The organism is Gordonia zhaorongruii (genome assembly GCF_007559005.1).
Taxonomy (GTDB): domain Bacteria; phylum Actinomycetota; class Actinomycetes; order Mycobacteriales; family Mycobacteriaceae; genus Gordonia; species Gordonia zhaorongruii.
In genome coordinates this window covers 2,288,947-2,304,490 of the sequence record NZ_CP041763.1, presented here as the reverse complement: position 1 = coordinate 2,304,490, position 15,544 = coordinate 2,288,947, and the positions used below count along the sequence as shown (strand labels likewise).

15 protein-coding genes are annotated in these 15,544 nt (G+C 68.6%); 9 read left to right on the top strand and 6 right to left on the bottom strand.

Annotation, left to right across the window (positions count from 1 at the left end; translation table 11 throughout):
- Nucleotides 1–11: 11 nt before the first annotated feature.
- On the bottom strand, nucleotides 12–896 hold the full coding sequence (locus tag FO044_RS10680) for a hypothetical protein (RefSeq protein ID WP_132991851.1): 885 nt from the start codon (nucleotides 894–896) through the stop codon (nucleotides 12–14).
- A 21-nt stretch (nucleotides 897–917) separates the two neighbouring features.
- Nucleotides 918–1,481, bottom strand: a complete 564-nt coding sequence (locus FO044_RS10675; protein ID WP_132991850.1) for an HhH-GPD-type base excision DNA repair protein — start codon at nucleotides 1,479–1,481, stop codon at nucleotides 918–920.
- Between the two features lie 207 nt (nucleotides 1,482–1,688).
- On the opposite strand from FO044_RS10675, the gene FO044_RS10670 reads away from it, so the two are divergent.
- Nucleotides 1,689–2,138, top strand: a complete 450-nt coding sequence (locus FO044_RS10670; protein WP_235831315.1) for a hypothetical protein — start codon at nucleotides 1,689–1,691, stop codon at nucleotides 2,136–2,138.
- Nucleotides 2,139–2,165: 27 nt separating this feature from the next.
- On the opposite strand, the gene FO044_RS10665 is transcribed toward FO044_RS10670, so the two are convergent.
- The 3 genes from FO044_RS10665 to FO044_RS10655 form a co-directional block, all read right to left on the bottom strand.
- Nucleotides 2,166–3,329 carry an alpha/beta hydrolase gene (locus FO044_RS10665; RefSeq protein WP_132991848.1) on the bottom strand — a complete coding sequence of 388 codons (1,164 nt, stop codon included), beginning with the start codon at nucleotides 3,327–3,329 and terminating at the stop codon, nucleotides 2,166–2,168.
- A gap of 75 nt (nucleotides 3,330–3,404) precedes the next feature.
- Nucleotides 3,405–4,529, bottom strand: coding sequence for a hypothetical protein (locus FO044_RS10660; protein WP_235831314.1), 1,125 nt, complete (start codon nucleotides 4,527–4,529; stop codon nucleotides 3,405–3,407).
- Between the two features lie 326 nt (nucleotides 4,530–4,855).
- Entirely contained in the window at nucleotides 4,856–5,716 is an 861-nt protein-coding gene (locus FO044_RS10655; protein ID WP_132991846.1) for an Rv1157c family protein, read from the bottom strand.
- A 263-nt stretch (nucleotides 5,717–5,979) separates the two neighbouring features.
- On the opposite strand from FO044_RS10655, the gene FO044_RS10650 reads away from it, so the two are divergent.
- The 4 genes from FO044_RS10650 to FO044_RS10635 are packed head-to-tail and all read left to right on the top strand — an operon-like array spanning nucleotide 5,980 to nucleotide 10,109.
- Complete coding sequence (locus tag FO044_RS10650) at nucleotides 5,980–7,032, top strand: thiamine ABC transporter substrate-binding protein (protein WP_235831313.1); 1,053 nt, start codon at nucleotides 5,980–5,982, stop codon at nucleotides 7,030–7,032.
- Nucleotides 7,008–8,669 carry an ABC transporter permease gene (locus tag FO044_RS10645; RefSeq protein WP_132991845.1) on the top strand — a complete coding sequence of 554 codons (1,662 nt, stop codon included), beginning with the start codon at nucleotides 7,008–7,010 and terminating at the stop codon, nucleotides 8,667–8,669. The genes FO044_RS10650 and FO044_RS10645 overlap by 25 nt, the downstream gene beginning before the upstream one ends.
- Nucleotides 8,653–9,693, top strand: coding sequence for an ABC transporter ATP-binding protein (locus FO044_RS10640; protein WP_132991844.1), 1,041 nt, complete (start codon nucleotides 8,653–8,655; stop codon nucleotides 9,691–9,693). Before FO044_RS10645 ends, FO044_RS10640 begins: the two co-directional genes overlap by 17 nt.
- Nucleotides 9,690–10,109, top strand: coding sequence for a (deoxy)nucleoside triphosphate pyrophosphohydrolase (locus FO044_RS10635; RefSeq protein ID WP_132991843.1), 420 nt, complete (start codon nucleotides 9,690–9,692; stop codon nucleotides 10,107–10,109). The genes FO044_RS10640 and FO044_RS10635 overlap by 4 nt, the downstream gene beginning before the upstream one ends.
- Here FO044_RS10635 and FO044_RS15050 read toward each other — a convergent pair.
- Nucleotides 10,106–10,282 (bottom strand): hypothetical protein, encoded by a 177-nt coding sequence (locus FO044_RS15050; protein ID WP_165943034.1) that lies wholly within the window; start codon nucleotides 10,280–10,282, stop codon nucleotides 10,106–10,108. The two genes, FO044_RS10635 and FO044_RS15050, sit on opposite strands and share 4 nt — an antisense overlap.
- 121 nt (nucleotides 10,283–10,403) lie before the next feature.
- Here FO044_RS15050 and typA point away from each other — a divergent pair, with 121 nt between their 5' ends.
- From typA to FO044_RS10615, 4 genes are all read left to right on the top strand, one after another.
- On the top strand, nucleotides 10,404–12,308 hold the full coding sequence (typA, locus tag FO044_RS10630) for a translational GTPase TypA (RefSeq protein ID WP_132991842.1): 1,905 nt from the start codon (nucleotides 10,404–10,406) through the stop codon (nucleotides 12,306–12,308).
- 105 nt (nucleotides 12,309–12,413) lie between these two features.
- On the top strand, nucleotides 12,414–14,297 hold the full coding sequence (locus FO044_RS10625; protein ID WP_132991841.1) for an ABC transporter family substrate-binding protein: 1,884 nt from the start codon (nucleotides 12,414–12,416) through the stop codon (nucleotides 14,295–14,297).
- Nucleotides 14,294–15,157: an N-acetyl-1-D-myo-inositol-2-amino-2-deoxy-alpha-D-glucopyranoside deacetylase gene (mshB, locus tag FO044_RS10620; RefSeq protein ID WP_132991840.1), complete on the top strand. Its 864-nt coding sequence runs from the start codon at nucleotides 14,294–14,296 to the stop codon at nucleotides 15,155–15,157. Before FO044_RS10625 ends, mshB begins: the two co-directional genes overlap by 4 nt.
- Nucleotides 15,154–15,507: a hypothetical protein gene (locus FO044_RS10615; protein WP_132991839.1), complete on the top strand. Its 354-nt coding sequence runs from the start codon at nucleotides 15,154–15,156 to the stop codon at nucleotides 15,505–15,507. The genes mshB and FO044_RS10615 overlap by 4 nt, the downstream gene beginning before the upstream one ends.
- Nucleotides 15,508–15,544: the final 37 nt, after the last annotated feature.

Sequence of the window (15,544 nt, the reverse complement as noted above, 5' to 3'; positions counted from 1 at the left end):
CGGGCGCTCGTTCAGGCGAGGCCGGGCGGGCCGGGCTCGTAACCGCGCCCGGTTCCGTTTCCGCCTCGGGTGAGTCGTTTCGGCAGCCGGTCGGCGAGTCCACCGATGGGGGCCACCGACTGGTTGAGCAGTTCGACGACCTCGTTGAGGTGATCGACGGTCTCCTGCATCGCGGACAGGTTCGGCGGCAGGGACGCCAATGACTCGGACAGCTCGGCGAAGCGGTCCAGCGGACCGTCCGGGGCGATGAGCCGGTCGATGGCACCGCCTTCGCCCAGCAACTGGTCGATGAGCCCGTCCTCGTCCGCCGCGCGGTCGAGGAGTCCGTCCTCCTTGGCCAGCTTCTCCAGGACACCGTCGGGTGCGGTCAGCTTGTCGACGATGCCGCCCTCGGATGTCAGACGCTCGAGGATGCCCTCGTTCTCGGTGAACTGATCCACTACTCCGCCCGCCCGGGTGAGCCGGTCGAGTGGGCCGTCCTTGGCCGCCAACCGCATCAGGATGCCGTTCTCGTCGGTCATCTGGTCGAGGGCGCCGCCGCGTTCGGTCAGCTTCTCGAGCAGGCCCTCGGGTGCGGTCAGCCGATCGATCACGCCATCCGGTTGGAGCAGGCGGTCCAGCGGTCCGCCGGTGGCCAGGATTCGGCCGAACGGTCGTTCAGGACTCAGCAGATCGGCGACCTGGGCCAGGATGGCCAGCGGCGCGCGCATCGACGCCACCTCGCCGGTTGTCTCCACGCCGAGGATCTCGTTGACCTCGGTCTCGATGCTGCCTGCCGTGATGCGGGCGACGTTCACCATCGACTCGACCGCACCGAGCGCGATCCCCGCGGAGGCGAAGCCGATGCGGAAAGGCACGTTGATGATGCCGTAGGCGTCGGCCGGTGTTCTGCTCATGGCTGGAAAGTGTACTGGCCGCTACTTCTTGGCTGCCGCTTTCGCCGCCTTCTTGAAGTCCCGGACGCGTTGGAGGGAGTCGCCGTCCACGACGTCGGCGACCGAACGGAACCCTTTCCTCCCGTAGTCGCCGGTCACCTTGGTCCACCCGGAGGGCTTCACGTCGAGTTGCTTGGCGAGGAGCGCGGTGAAGATCTTCGCCTTCTGCTCGCCGAATCCGGGGAGCGCATGGATGCGGTCGAAGAGCTCCTTTCCCGTGCGCGCGGTGGTCCAGATGGACGCGGTGTCGCCGTCGTACTCGTCGACGATGATGCGCGCGAGACTCTGGATCCGGCCCGCCATCGACCGTCCGTACCGGTGGATCGCCGGGGGAGTCGAGCAGAGGTCGGCGAACGAGTCCGGTTCTGCGTCCGCGATGGCCGCGGGGTCGAGAGTGCCGAACCGTTCGGCGATCTTCGCCGGACCGGCGAAGGCGCGCTCCATCGGGAACTGCTGGTCCAGGAGCATGCCGGAGAGCAGAGCGAACGGATCATTCGAGAGCAGCTCGTCGGCAACCGGGTCCTGAGCAATCTGAAGTTTCGCCATGGAGTCATGGTAAGTGCTGGCACACTCTGGGCCATGCGGAGTTCATCAGCCTCTCGACTGTCACGAACCGGGCAGCCGAGCACCGGGCAGCCGAACACCGGGCAGGGGCGAACCAGGCAGGGGCCAAGTAGGAGAGTCGTCGGGACCTGCCGACGCGCAGGAGTGCTCGCAGCGGCATCTCTCGCCGCAGTGGGCGCAGTGACGGTGGTGCCCGAGTCAGCGGCGCCGACGGCGGGTGCCGCCCCGTGGTCCGAGGCGCAGTTCGTCAAGACGTTCCGCTGCGACAGTCCCGACCCGTGGCCGGGCCCGCGGATCGCGATCCCCGTGGATGTCTACACGGGCATCACGTTCCCGTCCGACGGCCTCCCCGGTCCGGTGCTCTCGCTCAAGGCGAACAGCCCTCGTCCCGTAGGCACGATGCTCAACGTCACCGAGTACAACATCCGGACGACGGTGAAATGGCGGAACCTGCGGACCGGTCGGACCGGCACCGTGGTGACGCCGACGCGCGCGAATCGGGTGATCTGGAACGCCGTCATCCATCCGGGCGCGGGTCCCGTCCGGCTATCGGTACGTCAGAAGATCGGCGCCATGGCCTTCGTTCCGATGGTCAATCCGCAGTACCGCACGTGCGGGACTACCGCCACCGCCAGGTAGCGGCTGTCGTTCGTGGTGCGACCAGCCTCAGAACAGGCCCTTCACGAACTTCGACACCTCGGCGTCCTCCTGCCGGTCAGCCGTCTTGCCGTCGGTGGTCAGGTACGTCTTCGCCACGACCTTGTTGCTGGCCAGCTGCGCGTTCGCGAGGTAGCCGAGCGACGTCGGAACGTCGGCGGACTTGTCGACGAGCTTCTGACTGATCAGCACCGGACGACTGAAACCGCGGCTGATGAGGCCGAGACGGTCGCGCATCTGCGCCGCTAGCTTGCCGTTCGACGAGATGGGCTTGCGCACCAGGTCGGACAGGTCCGTCGTGCCGATCGCGCGTGTCAGCGCGGTTGCGCACGTGGTCTTGGCCTGCTCGACGAGCTTCTTGCCGCGGGTGGACAGCAGCGGGGCGACGTCCTTGTCGTCGAGCGAGGCGAGCGTGTAGACGACATCGGTGACGACGCTCGACGGAGCATCAGCTGAGCGCGGGCTCAGGTCTGCCACGGTGTCCGAGTAGCCGATCGGCAGGTCGGTGGCCGCAGCACCGCGGAAGTCGAGCTTCTTGGTCTCCCACCCCGAACCCTTGCTGCCCAGCTCGATGGCGGCACCGGCTCCGAGGCCCTCGCCCACGACGGCCCAGCGCGGCGACAGATCCGATTCCACGTCGGTCGCTGCACGCACAGCATCCGAGACGACGTGCGCGGCGACGGTGAAGTCGGCGAACTGCGGCGAGCCGGCGGCCGGAATGGTCGAGTATCCGGGCAGGACGACGGCGTAGTCGTCCTGCAGGAGTGACGACACCGCACCGGCGTCGACGGCACCGCCCGACTCGGACGCCGAGCATTGCTGGGCGACGCCCGCCGGGTCGTACGCGTAGGCGATCACCGGCCAGCCGCCGGACGGTGCCTTGCCCTTCGGATGGAGAAGCACGGCCGTCGACAGGTGCGTCCGTTCATCGGTGCCCTGCGTCCAGTAGCTGAACTGCTCCGCCGAGGCCGCGCCGGGCACCAGGTCGTCGTCCGGGAGCGTCCGGTTGGCGTAGACGGTGCCGGGCGTCTGACCGCCTCGGGCCTCCGGAGTGGTCGTCGACTCCTCCGGGTCGGCGAATGCGCGCGTCGTGGTGACGCCGCCTGCGACGAGTCCCGCAGCCAGGGCGGTGGCGACGAGGGTCTTGGAGACGGGGTGGCGCATCGGGGTCATGACGGTTCCTCGGGTTCTTCAGCTGTGAATTCTGTTATGGGTACTGCGATGCGGTTGCCGGGCGCGGAGTGCCGATCAGTTCTTGACGGCGCCCAGCGCAGGCAGGAAGTAGCAGGTGCGGCCGGACGTGGTGGTGGTGCCGAACACCGCGGACAGGATGGTGCCCTTGCCGGTCTTCGCCTGTGCCAGACGGACGCCCTTGAACTGATCGCTGCCGGTGACCGCCTTGATCAGCGGTCCGACGGTCTTGTCCTGCTCGAGCGGCTTGAGGTCGGTGAAGCCGCCCTTCATCGTCGAGGTGTTGAACCACGCGACCCGGAACTGATCCGAGCCGGGCTTCTCGCCGGGAACCAGCGCGTACGCGGTGTCACCGTCCTTGACCGGCTTGAGCTTGTCGGTCTGGGCCTCGTCGGCCGGTTTCAGCAGCTTGTCGGCTCCGGTACCGGCCAGCAGGTCGGCGACGGCCTTGTTGTCGCTGGCCGGCCACGGGCCGGGAATGGCCACAGCTGGGGACGTGACCAGGCCGAGCGGGTTGTCGTCGGTCGGTGTGGTGCAGAACGGTGCAACCGCCGGAGACAGGACCTGCGTCCCGGTGAGCTTCTGCAGATTGCCGAGCAGGTCGCCGGCGACAGGTGTCGAGACGTTACCCGCGACCTGGTTGGGGGAGGGGGCTCCGGGCACGGGCGAACTCGATTCCGGAGTCTCGCCGCTCGGCGATGCGGTGCCGCCTGTCCCGTCCGTGCCCCCTGTCCCGTCGGTGCTAGGAGCCGCGGTGGAGGTACTCGGTGCGCCCGGGGTGGTCTCGGGTGCCGAGTCGGAGCCCATGCCGAACTTGCTCAGCAGCGAGGTCGGGTCGAGCTGACCTTCCGAACCGAGGATCGCGGTCAGTGCCTCCACTGCGGCTTCGGCGGCGCCGGACTGCTTCAGGACGCGCACCATCTCGGCGAGCTCCGCATCGCCCGGGATCTCGGACAGGCTCGGCGTATCGGTCGGCTCGGTGGGCGTGGCGCCCGGAGCGGTCGAGGTTCCGGGTCCGGTCTCCGGAGTCGCGGGCGAGGTCTCCGGGCTGGTCGGGGTGGCGCTCGGCTCGGCGGCTGCGTGTCCGGGGATGCCGAATGCGGCGGTCAGGGTGACGACTGCGCCGACGAGTCCGGTTCGGACAGAGTTCTTGGCGACTGCGCTCATTGAGTTTCCCTCCACGGAGTCTCCTCCACGATTGCGTTATCCGGCACTCCGCGGACAGGAGTCCGGCGCGGCCGGCGCTCGACGCGCAGGCCTGTTACAGATGTGACGAATGTTGTCTAAGTTAATGATGGTGCGACTGGGGCAATTCGCGCAAGGAGCGAGTCCTAGTTGTGATGTTGCCGCGATCGGCGGGATACCTGAGCGTGCATACCGGTGTGGTTGCGGGGTCGGCGGGCCGCCTGGACTGTGTGGCCCCGCCTGGTCTCCGGCCCCGGGTCTGGTGCAGAAAGAACGGCACCCTCCGGCGATGTGCCGGAGGGTGCCGTTCTGAATTCGGTGCGTCAGATGATCGCTGTGCCGATCGTCGGAGCGATGGTGCAGGAGACGGTGCGGCCCTTGGTCCTGGTCGTGACGTCGCCGTAGATGGTCGAGACGATGCGGCCGCGGCCGGTCTTGGCGATGCCGGTGAAGGTGCCCGGCCCCCCGGCGTTGATCTTCGGGTTCGGCTTGAGTGCCGTCTGGCCGGTGCGTCCGGTCTCGAGGTTCAGCCACGAGGCCCAGAGGCGACGGTTGTTGTTCTTGGCCGGACCGGTGCCCAAGCTGGTGTAGACGAAGCCCGCCTGGCCGCGCTTCGGTCCCGGTGCCGGGGCTTCCTGCGGTCCGGCGGTGGTCAGCGCCATGCCCACGGAGTTTCCGCCGGGCATGCAGCCGATGCCGATGGTCGGGTACAGGAATTCCTGAATCTTGGGCTTGTCGGGGCCGGACGGGATGTTGGGGGCGTCGTCCGCCTTCTTCTTCTCGGCGGCGTCCTTCTCGGCGCCGGGGATCGCGCCGGCGGCGGCTGCGCGCTCGCGTCCCGGCTCGCCGAGGAAGTCGATCAGCGAACGCCAGGTGTCGGAGGCCTCCGCGGGGATCGTCGGATTGTCCGCGAGTTCGCGGGCCTGTGTCAGGAGCTTGCCGTTGACGTTTCCGTCGGCGTCGCGCGTTGCGACGGATCCGATGAGCGCCGGCGCGAATGCGCCCAGTGACTTGAGGACTTCGGGGTCCACGTCGGGTGCCTTATCGGGGAGCGGGATCGTCTGCTCGCCTGCGGTCGCCTTCTCGGCGGGTGCGGCATGGGTGGTGGCCGGTGCGGCGACCGCGGCCGTGACCGCAATGGCTGCGGTGACGGTTGCGGTGCGAAGGGTGCGCGCAAATCGCACGACGGATCCAATCGTTAAACGGAACGGGCAATGTCGAAAGTGTAACCGCTCAGCTGTGAAACTTCTGAGACGGGAGTGAAAATTGTTACCAGTGTGAAATGTGGGATTGAGTGTGCGTGCAGTGGAGGACATCGCTGCCTGCGTCCAACTGCGGCTAACTGGTTAGATCGCAGAGAACAGGTACCGCGAACCGGATTCGGGAGAAGGATCGGGGAGGTGCGGTGTCAGCCACCGGCTCCGGCCGAGATCAGGAGAGTTTCGACGTGACACCTCTCGACGCGAGACGAGCGCGGCCCGTTCGGCGGGCTCGCCGCGCACTCGCGATCGGACTGGTCGCCGTTCTCGCCGCGGGCGGGGCGGGTTGTGCGTCCTCGGACAGCACCGAGGAGGTCAGCGTCATGACCCATGACTCGTTCGAGCTTCCGCAGACGCTCATCGACGAGTTTCAGCAGCGGACCGGGTACAAGCTGAACATCGTGCGGTCCGGCGATGCGGGCCAACTCTCGTCGGTGGTCTCCCTGACGCCGGGCTCCCCGAAGGCGGACGCCGTCTTCGGTATCGACAACACCTTCGCGGCGCGGCCGATCGAGGCTGACGCGCTCGAGCCGTACACCCCGCGCGCCGCCGATCAAGGCGCCTCGGAGTACGCGGTGCCCGAACACCCCGACCTGCTCACCGCCGTTGACCACGGCGACGTGTGCGTCAACGTCGACGAGGCGTGGTTCGACAACGCCGGTGTTGCGCCGCCGACGAGCATCGACGACCTGACAGAGCCCCGGTACAAGGACCTGACGGTGGTCATGGACCCGGCGACGTCGTCGCCCGGGATGGGTTTCCTGCTGTCGACGATCGGCCACTATCAGGGCCGGACCTTCGACTACTGGCGTGCACTGGTGCAGAACGGCGTGCGGGTCGTCTCCGGCTGGGAGGTGGCGTACAACCAGGAGTTCAGCGCGGGCGAGGGTCGCGGCTCGCGGCCGCTCGTGGTCTCGTACGCGTCGAGCCCGGCGGCGACTCCCGGTACCCATGCGATCCTCGACAGCTGCTTCGCACAGGTCGAGTACGTGGGGATCCTGCGCGGGGCACGCAACGTCGACGGGGCCCGCAAACTCGTCGACTTCCTTCTGAGCCCCGACGTGCAGGCGGCTCTGCCGACGTCCATGTACGTGTATCCGGTCCGGAAGGACACCAGGCTGCCCACGGACTGGCGTCTGCGTGCGCCGTCGCCCTCGTGGACCGTGCGCATGTCGCCGGACGTGATCGACAAGAACCGTGAGAAGTGGCTCGACCAATGGCGCGAGACCGTGAAGCGTTGACGCTTCCGGGTTTCCGCGTCGCCGCGCGTCCGGCGTTCGCACTGCTTCCCATGCTGTTCACGGCCGCAGTGTTCGTCTGGCCGCTCGGTGTGCTCGCCGCGCGCGCAGCCTCGGCGGACGGAGGTCTCTCGGTTCTCCAGGCGTGGGACCGCACCGACGCCTGGAGTCTGCTCGGCGTCACCGCGGCGCAGGCTGCAGCCTCCGCACTCGCCGCCCTGATCGTCGCCGCACCGATCGTGTGGCTCCTCGCGCGCATTCGCCTACCCGGAGCGGGGCTGATCCGGGTGCTCGTCACACTGCCGTTCGTGCTGCCGACCGTGGTCGTCGGTGTGGCGTTCCGCGCCCTCCTCGACGGGCCGCTCGAGCGTCTGGACATCAGCGAGGGCTGGCCGGCGATCATTCTCGCGCATGTCTTCCTGAACGTGGCCGTGGTGGTGCGCGTTGTGTCGGCGGCGTGGCAGCGGGTGGATCAGCGCGAGGTCGCCGCCGCTCGATCGCTCGGCGCCGGGCCGCTGCGCGCCTTCGTCGACGTGGTGGTACCACGACTGCTGCCCGCGGTCGCATCGTCGCTGGCCCTGATCTTCCTGTTCTGCTCCACGAGCTTCGGTGTGATCGTGATCCTCGGCGGCGGCCGGGCGAGCACGCTCGAGACCGAGATCTACCTGCAGGGAATCGGGTACGGGCACTTATCCGAGGCGGTGGCGCTATCGGTGATGCAGATCCTCCTCGTACTGGCGGCGCTCGGCGTCGCCCGAGCCGTCGGCAGCGCGCGCGTGCCACCCGCCGCGGCGGGTATGCAACGCCGTCGTCCTCGCGGCGTCGTCCGCGTGGCGGTCGCGGGAGTGCTCGCCTGGGCGGTCCTGTGGTTGGCGGTGCCCGTCGTCACCCTCGTGGTCCGGTCGCTGCGGCCGGGCGGGCAGTGGGGATTGTCCGGGTACCGGGCGCTGGTCGACGACACGTACGGCGAGTCGGCGCTCGGATCGCTGCGCTACTCGCTGACGAGCGCTCTCCTCGCCGCCGTGATCGCCGTGGCCGTCGGGCTGCTCACCGCCATCGCAGTGACCCGGACAGGCGGCCTGGTGTCGCGCGTCGGGGCGGTTCTCGCGGTGGTCCCGCTCGGGGTGAGCGCGGTGACCCTGGGGTTCGGGTACACCCTCGCGCTCGCCGAACTGCCGTACTCGGTGGCCGCGTCGCCGCTGGTGGTGCCCTGCGTCCAGGCGCTGATCGCCATTCCGGTGGTCGTCGGCGTGATGGTGCCCGCGCTCGATCAGGTGCCGTCACGGCAACGTGACGTCGCAGCGTCGCTCGGTGCCGGCCCGCTGCGGGTTTTCTGGAGCGTGGATCTGCGGTTGACCGCACGTTCGCTGGGTGCGGCCACGGCGTTCGCGTTCGTGATGGCGATCGGCGAGTTCGGTGCGACGACGTTCCTCGCCCGGCCGAACACCACGACGATTCCGGTTCTGATCGGACAGCTCATGGGTCGGCCGGGGCCGGACAACCTCGCCACGGCGATGGCCGCGGCGGTACTGCTGGTAGCGGTGAGCGCGTTGGTCGTCGCGGCCGTGGAGATCTTCACGGGCACCGGACGGGTCCGTCGCCGACGAGAGGGAGGAGCAGGCGTTGCTGACGATGTGTGAGGTCTCCGTGCGCTACGGCGACCGGGAGGCCGTGCACGGTGTGAACTGGGAAGTCGGAGGAGCGTCCCTGGTCACCGCGCTCCTCGGGCCGTCCGGGTGCGGAAAGTCGACGATGCTGCGGGCCGTCGCGGGTCTGGAGCCCATCGCGTCGGGCACCGTCGCGTACGACGGGCACGACCTCGCGCGGGTGCCGGTTCATCGTCGGGACTTCGGGGTGGTCTTCCAGGACGGTCAGCTCTTTCCCGGCCGTACCGTCGGCCAGAACATCGCGTACGGGCTGGCGCGACGGGGTATGTCGCGCAAGAAGATCGGCGAACGGGTCGAGGAACTGCTGCAGCTGGTCCAGCTGCCGGGCATGGCGCAGCGCCGGGTCGAGGAACTGTCCGGCGGGCAGGCGCAGCGTGTCGCGCTGGCGCGAGCTCTGGCACCGCGACCGCGGCTGCTGCTCCTCGACGAACCGCTCGCCGCACTGGATCGACGGCTTCGCGACGACCTCGCGGTGGCGATCAGCGACATCGTCCGCGCTGCAGGCACGCCGACCGTCGTGGTGACCCACGACCACGGGGAGGCGGCAGTGATGGCCGACGTCGTGTCGGTGATGCGCGAGGGCCGGATCGTCGACACCGCCTCGCCGCAACGGCTGTGGCGCAGGCCGGGCGATGAATGGGTGGCGCGATTCCTCGGTGCCACCCGGATCCTGGAGGCGACCGCCGAATCCGGAACGCTGCGCACACCGATCGGCGATGTCGCGGTCGGCGGCGTCGAGGGTTTCGCGGATCTGCCGGACGGGCCGTGCTCGGTCGGACTGAGGCCCGATGCGGTGCGCGCCACTGCGGATCCGGATGGGCAGGCCGTGGCCACCCGTTCGGTACCGATGGTGGGGCAGTGGCGGATTCACGCCGCCGTGGATCGGGGTCCGGGCGCGGGCATCGAACTCGACGCGGTCGCCGACCGGGCGACCGAGGCGGGCGCGCGGATCCGGTTGACGCCTGCCGCGGAACGGATCGCGGTGATCGGCGGATGAGCGCGGTGCTGGTAGTCGCCGGCGCACTCCACCGTGCGGGCAGGCTTCTCCTCGCTCAGCGGTCCTATCCTCCGGAACTCGACGGACTGTGGGAACTGCCGGGCGGGAAGGTGGAATCCGGCGAAACGCCGCGGGAAGCGCTCGCCCGGGAGTTGTGTGAGGAATTAAACGTCGACGTTCGCGTCGGCTCGCGATTGCGCGTCACCGTGCAGCCCGAGCCCGGTCTGGAACTGGTGGCCCTGCGCGCCGAACTGCTGGACGGAACACCGCGAGCGGTGGAGCATCGCGCCATCCGGTGGGTGGCCCCCGCCGAACTGCTGGCACTGGAGGAGGCGGCCCAGATCGTCCCGAACGATCGGGCGTGGGTGCCCGAACTCGTCGATGACCTGCAGTGTTATCGCGAAATGGGTCGTTAGGCCGCGCGGGCCTTCTTGAGTTCCTTGGTCGCCTTCTTCTTGGACATCGAGTCGCAGTCGATCTTGGACATGCGATGCACGACGACGGGGCAGCGAAGGCAGCGGGTCGATTTGCGGCAGCACTTCTTCTTCGGCTTCAGCTTGGCTACCTTGGCGGGATCGGTCTTGCCCATGGCGATAGTTTAGCTGAGCCTAACTACATAACGACAGCGTGGAAATCGCATCAGACGGATGATGCCGCTACCCTTGCATGGTTCGTCGTTTCCCGACACCGCATTGATGAAAGAGACCTTAGTGAGCGCAGTCCCCAACTTCCGCAACGTCGCGATCGTGGCGCACGTCGACCACGGCAAGACCACCTTGGTCGACGCGATGCTGCGTCAGTCCGGTGTGTTCGGCGAGCGTGCCGAACTCGTCGACCGCGTCATGGACTCCGGCGACCTGGAGCGCGAGAAGGGCATCACCATTCTCGCCAAGAACACCGCCGTGCACCGCCGTCAGCCCGACGGCTCCGAGTACGTCATCAACGTCATCGACACCCCGGGCCACGCCGACTTCGGTGGCGAGGTGGAGCGTGCGCTGTCGATGGTCGACGGTGTCGTGCTTCTCGTCGACTCCTCCGAGGGTCCGCTCCCGCAGACGCGATTCGTGCTCCGCAAGGCGCTCGCCGCCTCACTGCCGGTGATCCTCGTCGTGAACAAGACCGACCGGCCGGATGCCCGTATCAGCGAGATCGTGACCGAGTCGCAGGACCTGCTCCTCGACCTCGCCTCCGATCTCGACGACGAGGCTGCCGAAGCCGCCGAGCTCGCCCTCGAACTGCCGGTGCTGTTCGCATCGGGTCGTGCGGGTGTCGCCAGCACCGAGGAGCCGGCTAACGGCGAGGTGCCCGACGGCGAGAACCTCGACCCGCTGTTCGATGTGCTGATCAACAGCGTGCCCGCCCCCAAGGGCAACAGTGAGGCGCCGCTGCAGGCGCACGTCACCAACCTCGACGCGTCGCCCTTCCTCGGCCGTCTCGGCCTGGTCCGCATCCACAACGGCATGCTCCGCAAGGGACAGCAGGTCTCCTGGTGCCGTGAGGTGGACGGCGAGCCGGTCATCGAGCGCGCCAAGATCACCGAGCTGCTGATCACCCTCGGCGTGGATCGCGCACCGGCCGAGTACGCCGTCGCCGGCGACATCGTGGCGGTCGCGGGCATGTCCGAGATCATGATCGGCGACACCCTCGCCGACCTGGAGAACCCGGTCGCGCTGGAGCGCATCAGCGTCGATCAGCCGGCCATCTCGGCGATCGTCGGCACCAACACGTCACCGCTCGCCGGCCGCGTGAAGGGCCACAAGCTGACCTCCCGCATGCTGAAGGACCGGCTCGACAGTGAGCTGATCGGCAACGTCTCGCTCCGCGTGCAGGACATCGGCCGACCGGACGCCTGGGAGGTCCAGGCCCGTGGCGAACTCGCGCTGGCGATCCTCGTCGAGCAGATGCGGCGCGAGGGCTTCGAGCTGACAGTCGGTAAGCCGCAGGTCGTTACCCGCAAGGTCGATGGCAAGGTGCACGAGCCGTTCGAGCACCTCACCATCGACGTGCCCGAGGAGTACCTCGGGGCCGTCACCCAGCTCCTCGCCGCTCGCAAGGGCCGCATGGATCAGATGAACAACCACGGCAGCGGTTGGGTCCGCATGGAGTTCGAGGTGCCCTCCCGCGGCCTCATCGGTTTCCGCACCGACTTCATGACCGAGACCCGTGGCACCGGCATCGCCAACGCGGTGTTCGCCGACTACGGGCCCTGGGCAGGCGAGATCCGGGCACGCCACACCGGTTCGCTGGTGTCCGACCGTGCAGGCAGTGTCACCCCGTTCGCGATGATCCAGCTCTCCGACCGCGGCACGTTCTTCGTGCACCCGGGCGACGACAGCTACGAGGGTCACGTGGTGGGCATCAACCCGCGTGCGGAGGACCTCGACATCAACGTGACGCGCGAGAAGAAGCTGACCAATATGCGTCAGTCGTCCGCGGACGTGATGGAGACGCTGGCGAAGCCGATGGAGCTCGATCTCGAGGCGGCGATGGAGTTCTGCGCCGTAGACGAGTGCGTCGAGGTGACTCCCGAGGTCTGCCGAGTGCGTAAGGTCAATCTGGACCATTCGACCCGTGCGCGCGAGCGCTCGCGGGCGAAGGCTCGCGACCAGGCCTGATCGGCTGGTTGCCCGGCCCCGCGCCCACCGTGAGGTGAGACTCGGGGCCCGGCGCCCCGTCGGTGCCGGGGCAGTGGGATCGGAACGCGGTGGAAGGGTGTGCGGATGAAGACCGTGCGGGCACGCATGGCGGCTGTGCTGATGACGGGGATCGTCGGGGTCGCGGCGACAGCCTGCATGGCCGATCCGCCCCCGCCGGTCCGCGAGACGTTGTCGAAGACGACGCCCAACGAGTATCCGGACGAGCGCACCGTGTTCGTCGCGACCGATTCGATCGGCTCCGGCTTCAATCCGCATATCAGCTCCGACCTCGGTACGGTGACGACCGCGGTCGCGGCCCTCACGCTGCCCAGTGCATTCGTGCCGACCCAGACCCCGCAGGGGCTGGAGTGGGAGCGCAACGCCGCGCTCCTCAAGTCGGCCGAGGTCACCTCCCAGGAGCCGTTCGAGGTCACCTATCAGATCGTTGACGACGCTCAATGGTCCGATGGACTTCCGGTGACCGGCGACGATTTCGCGTACCTGTGGCAGCAGATGGCGAGGCAGCCCAACGTGGTGGCGCCCGCGGGGTACCGGGCGATCAAGGACGTGCGCACCACCGGTGGCGGCAAGGAGGTCACGGTGACCTTCGACGCCCCGTACGAGGCGTGGCGCGAACTGTTCACCTCGCTGCTGCCGAGTCATACGCTGCGGCCCGAGCAGGGCGGCTTCCAGACCGGGATGGACAACGGGAAGCCGGTCACGGCCGGACCGTTCTCCATCTACTCGATCGACCGGGCCCGGGACGAGGTCCGGTTGATCCGCAACGACCGGTACTGGCGCAAGCCGCCCGAGATCGATCAGGTGGTGCTGCGACGGGCGGGCACGGCGCCGCAGATGGCGCAGACCATCCGCAACGGCGACTCGACGATGGTGTCGTTGACCGCGGGACCGGCGTCGGAGGCTGAGGTAGGTGCCATTCCGGGTGTCACGACCCAACGGCTGCCGATGGCGCGTGGTCTCAGCGTCAACGCCAACACACGTTCGGCGACGATGGCGTCGCTGCCGCTGCGCAAGGCGATCTTCGGGGTCATCGACGCGAACCTCATCCGCGCGGCAGCGGCCGGTGACACGGTGGTGACGCCGACCGCCAACACCGTGTACGCGCCGTCCAACCGCGGTTACCGGCCCGTCGAACGGCAGCGTCCGTCCCCGCAGGAGATCAAGGACCTGCTGGCGACGGCCGGGTACCAGCCGGGGGAGGCGACTCCCCGTCCGGCGCCGCCGACCGACCCGTCGGCCAGCGAGGAGCCTGCCACGCCCACTCTGACTCCTACCGACGTTCCGGGACTGCCGTACGACGTCGCACCGATCGAGAAGGGCGAGCAGGACCTGGTGGTCCGCATCGGTGCGGTCAACTCGGACGAGCAGGTGATGTCCGCGGCCGAGTCGATGGCGGATCAGTTGCGCGCCAGCGGGATCCGCGCGAGCGTTCAGGGGATGTCGAACACCGAGCTCTACGGTTCGGCGCTTCGCAACGCCCGGGTCGACATGGTGGTCGGCTGGAACCCGATGGGATCGGACCCGGCGACGGCGCTGGCCTCGCAGGTGGGCTGCGCCGCGCCGAAGGCCGCTACCGAAGCGGGTGCGCACACCGTCGAGCCCGAGGACGACCCGGCGGAGGAGAGCGTGCTGCCGACGTCGACCGGCCGATCCCCGAAGTCGTCCGCAGCACCGGCACCCGTCGACCCCGACAGCACGTACACGGGCAACATCTCGGGCCTGTGCGATCCGGACCTGATGGAGCTCGCGACGGCGGCGATGACCTCGGAGTACCCCGCGGAACAGCTGCAGCAGGCGGAGGATCTGCTCGCCGACCAGGCGGTGTACCTGCCCATCTACCAGGACTCGGTACTCGGTGCCGCCACTGAGAAGATCGGCGGTGTCTCACTGGACGGTTCGCCGCAGCTGGGCGTGTTCGGCAACGCGGTGCGCTGGAGTCTGCGGTGACGGTCGAACCTCTGCGACTGCTGCTTCTGCACGCGCACCCGGATGACGAGTCGCTCATGACCGGCGGCGTCATCGCCCGTTACCTCGCCGAGGGCGCGGACGTCCGGGTCGTCACGTTCACCCTCGGTGAAGAGGGGGAGGTGATCGGTGACGAGTGGGCGCAACTCGTCGCCGACGGCGGTGCCGACCAGCTCGGTGGATTCCGCATCGCGGAACTGACCACCGCGTTGCGTCAACTCGCCGCCGGTGCGGACCGGATCGGCCCGAGGTTCCTCGGAGGCGCGGGCCGCTGGCGGGACTCCGGAATGGCCGGCACTCCGTCCGCCGAGCACCCGCGCGCACTGGTCCAGGCAGCGGAGGCGGAACTGGTGTCCGCCCTGCGCGCCGAGATCGACGGCTTCGCGCCGCACGTGATCGTCACCTACGACGAGGCGGGGACGTACGGACACCCCGACCACAAGCGCGTGCACGAGATCTCGGTCGGGGCCATAGCACTCTCGCGCGCCGAGACCGGATTTCCGTGCAAGGTGTACGAGTCGGTGACCCAGCGGTCGGCGCTGAACGCCGGGCTCGCCGCGATAACGGATCTCCCCGAGGGCTGGCGTCTGCCCGAACGCGGCGAGTTGCCGAGCTATCCGGACGACCAGGTGACCGCGTCCGTCGACGTCTCCGGGGTGCTTGCAGCGAAGGTCGCCGCGCTGGCAGCGCACGCCACCCAGGTGACCGTCGCGCCTTCGGGCACCGAGTACGCGCTGTCCAACCGCATCGCGCAGCCGGTGCACGCCGTCGAGCACTTCATCCGGACCGATCCGGGTGCGACCGGAAGGCATGAGACCGACCTGTTCGAGGGGCTCCGGTGAAGCTGCTCGACCGGCTCGAGGTGGGTCTGCTGACGCTGTGCGGGCTGATCCTCGGCGTGATCTCCGTCTTCTACCTCAACCTCCTGATCGGCTCCGTGCCCGCTCCGGTCACGGTGATCCTCGCGGCGGCCGGAAACGTCGTGCTCCTCAAGCGGGCGGCGGAACTCACCGCGTCGGCCTGGCGCTACGCACCTGTCATCGCATGGACGCTGGTGGTGCTCACCGCAACGCTGCCCGGAGTCAGCGGCAACGGCGCCTTGATCGGCGACTGGCGGGTCCTGCTGCTGCTGGTGTCCGGCCTGGGCGCGTGCGCACTCGCCAACTCGATGGCACGGCTCGACGAGCTCTGATCAGGTCGCTCGCGAATCCATGACCTGCCGTGTGGCG

Coding starts and splice junctions, on each gene's coding strand:
- FO044_RS10680 (WP_132991851.1), bottom strand. CDS start 896: ATGAGCAGAACACCGGCCGACGCCTACGGCATCATCAACGTGCCTTTC.
- FO044_RS10675 (WP_132991850.1), bottom strand. CDS start 1,481: ATGGCGAAACTTCAGATTGCTCAGGACCCGGTTGCCGACGAGCTGCTC.
- FO044_RS10665 (WP_132991848.1), bottom strand. CDS start 3,329: ATGACCCCGATGCGCCACCCCGTCTCCAAGACCCTCGTCGCCACCGCC.
- FO044_RS10645 (WP_132991845.1), top strand. CDS start 7,008: ATGGCGCGAGACCGTGAAGCGTTGACGCTTCCGGGTTTCCGCGTCGCC.
- FO044_RS10635 (WP_132991843.1), top strand. CDS start 9,690: ATGAGCGCGGTGCTGGTAGTCGCCGGCGCACTCCACCGTGCGGGCAGG.
- FO044_RS15050 (WP_165943034.1), bottom strand. CDS start 10,282: ATGGGCAAGACCGATCCCGCCAAGGTAGCCAAGCTGAAGCCGAAGAAG.
- FO044_RS10625 (WP_132991841.1), top strand. CDS start 12,414: ATGAAGACCGTGCGGGCACGCATGGCGGCTGTGCTGATGACGGGGATC.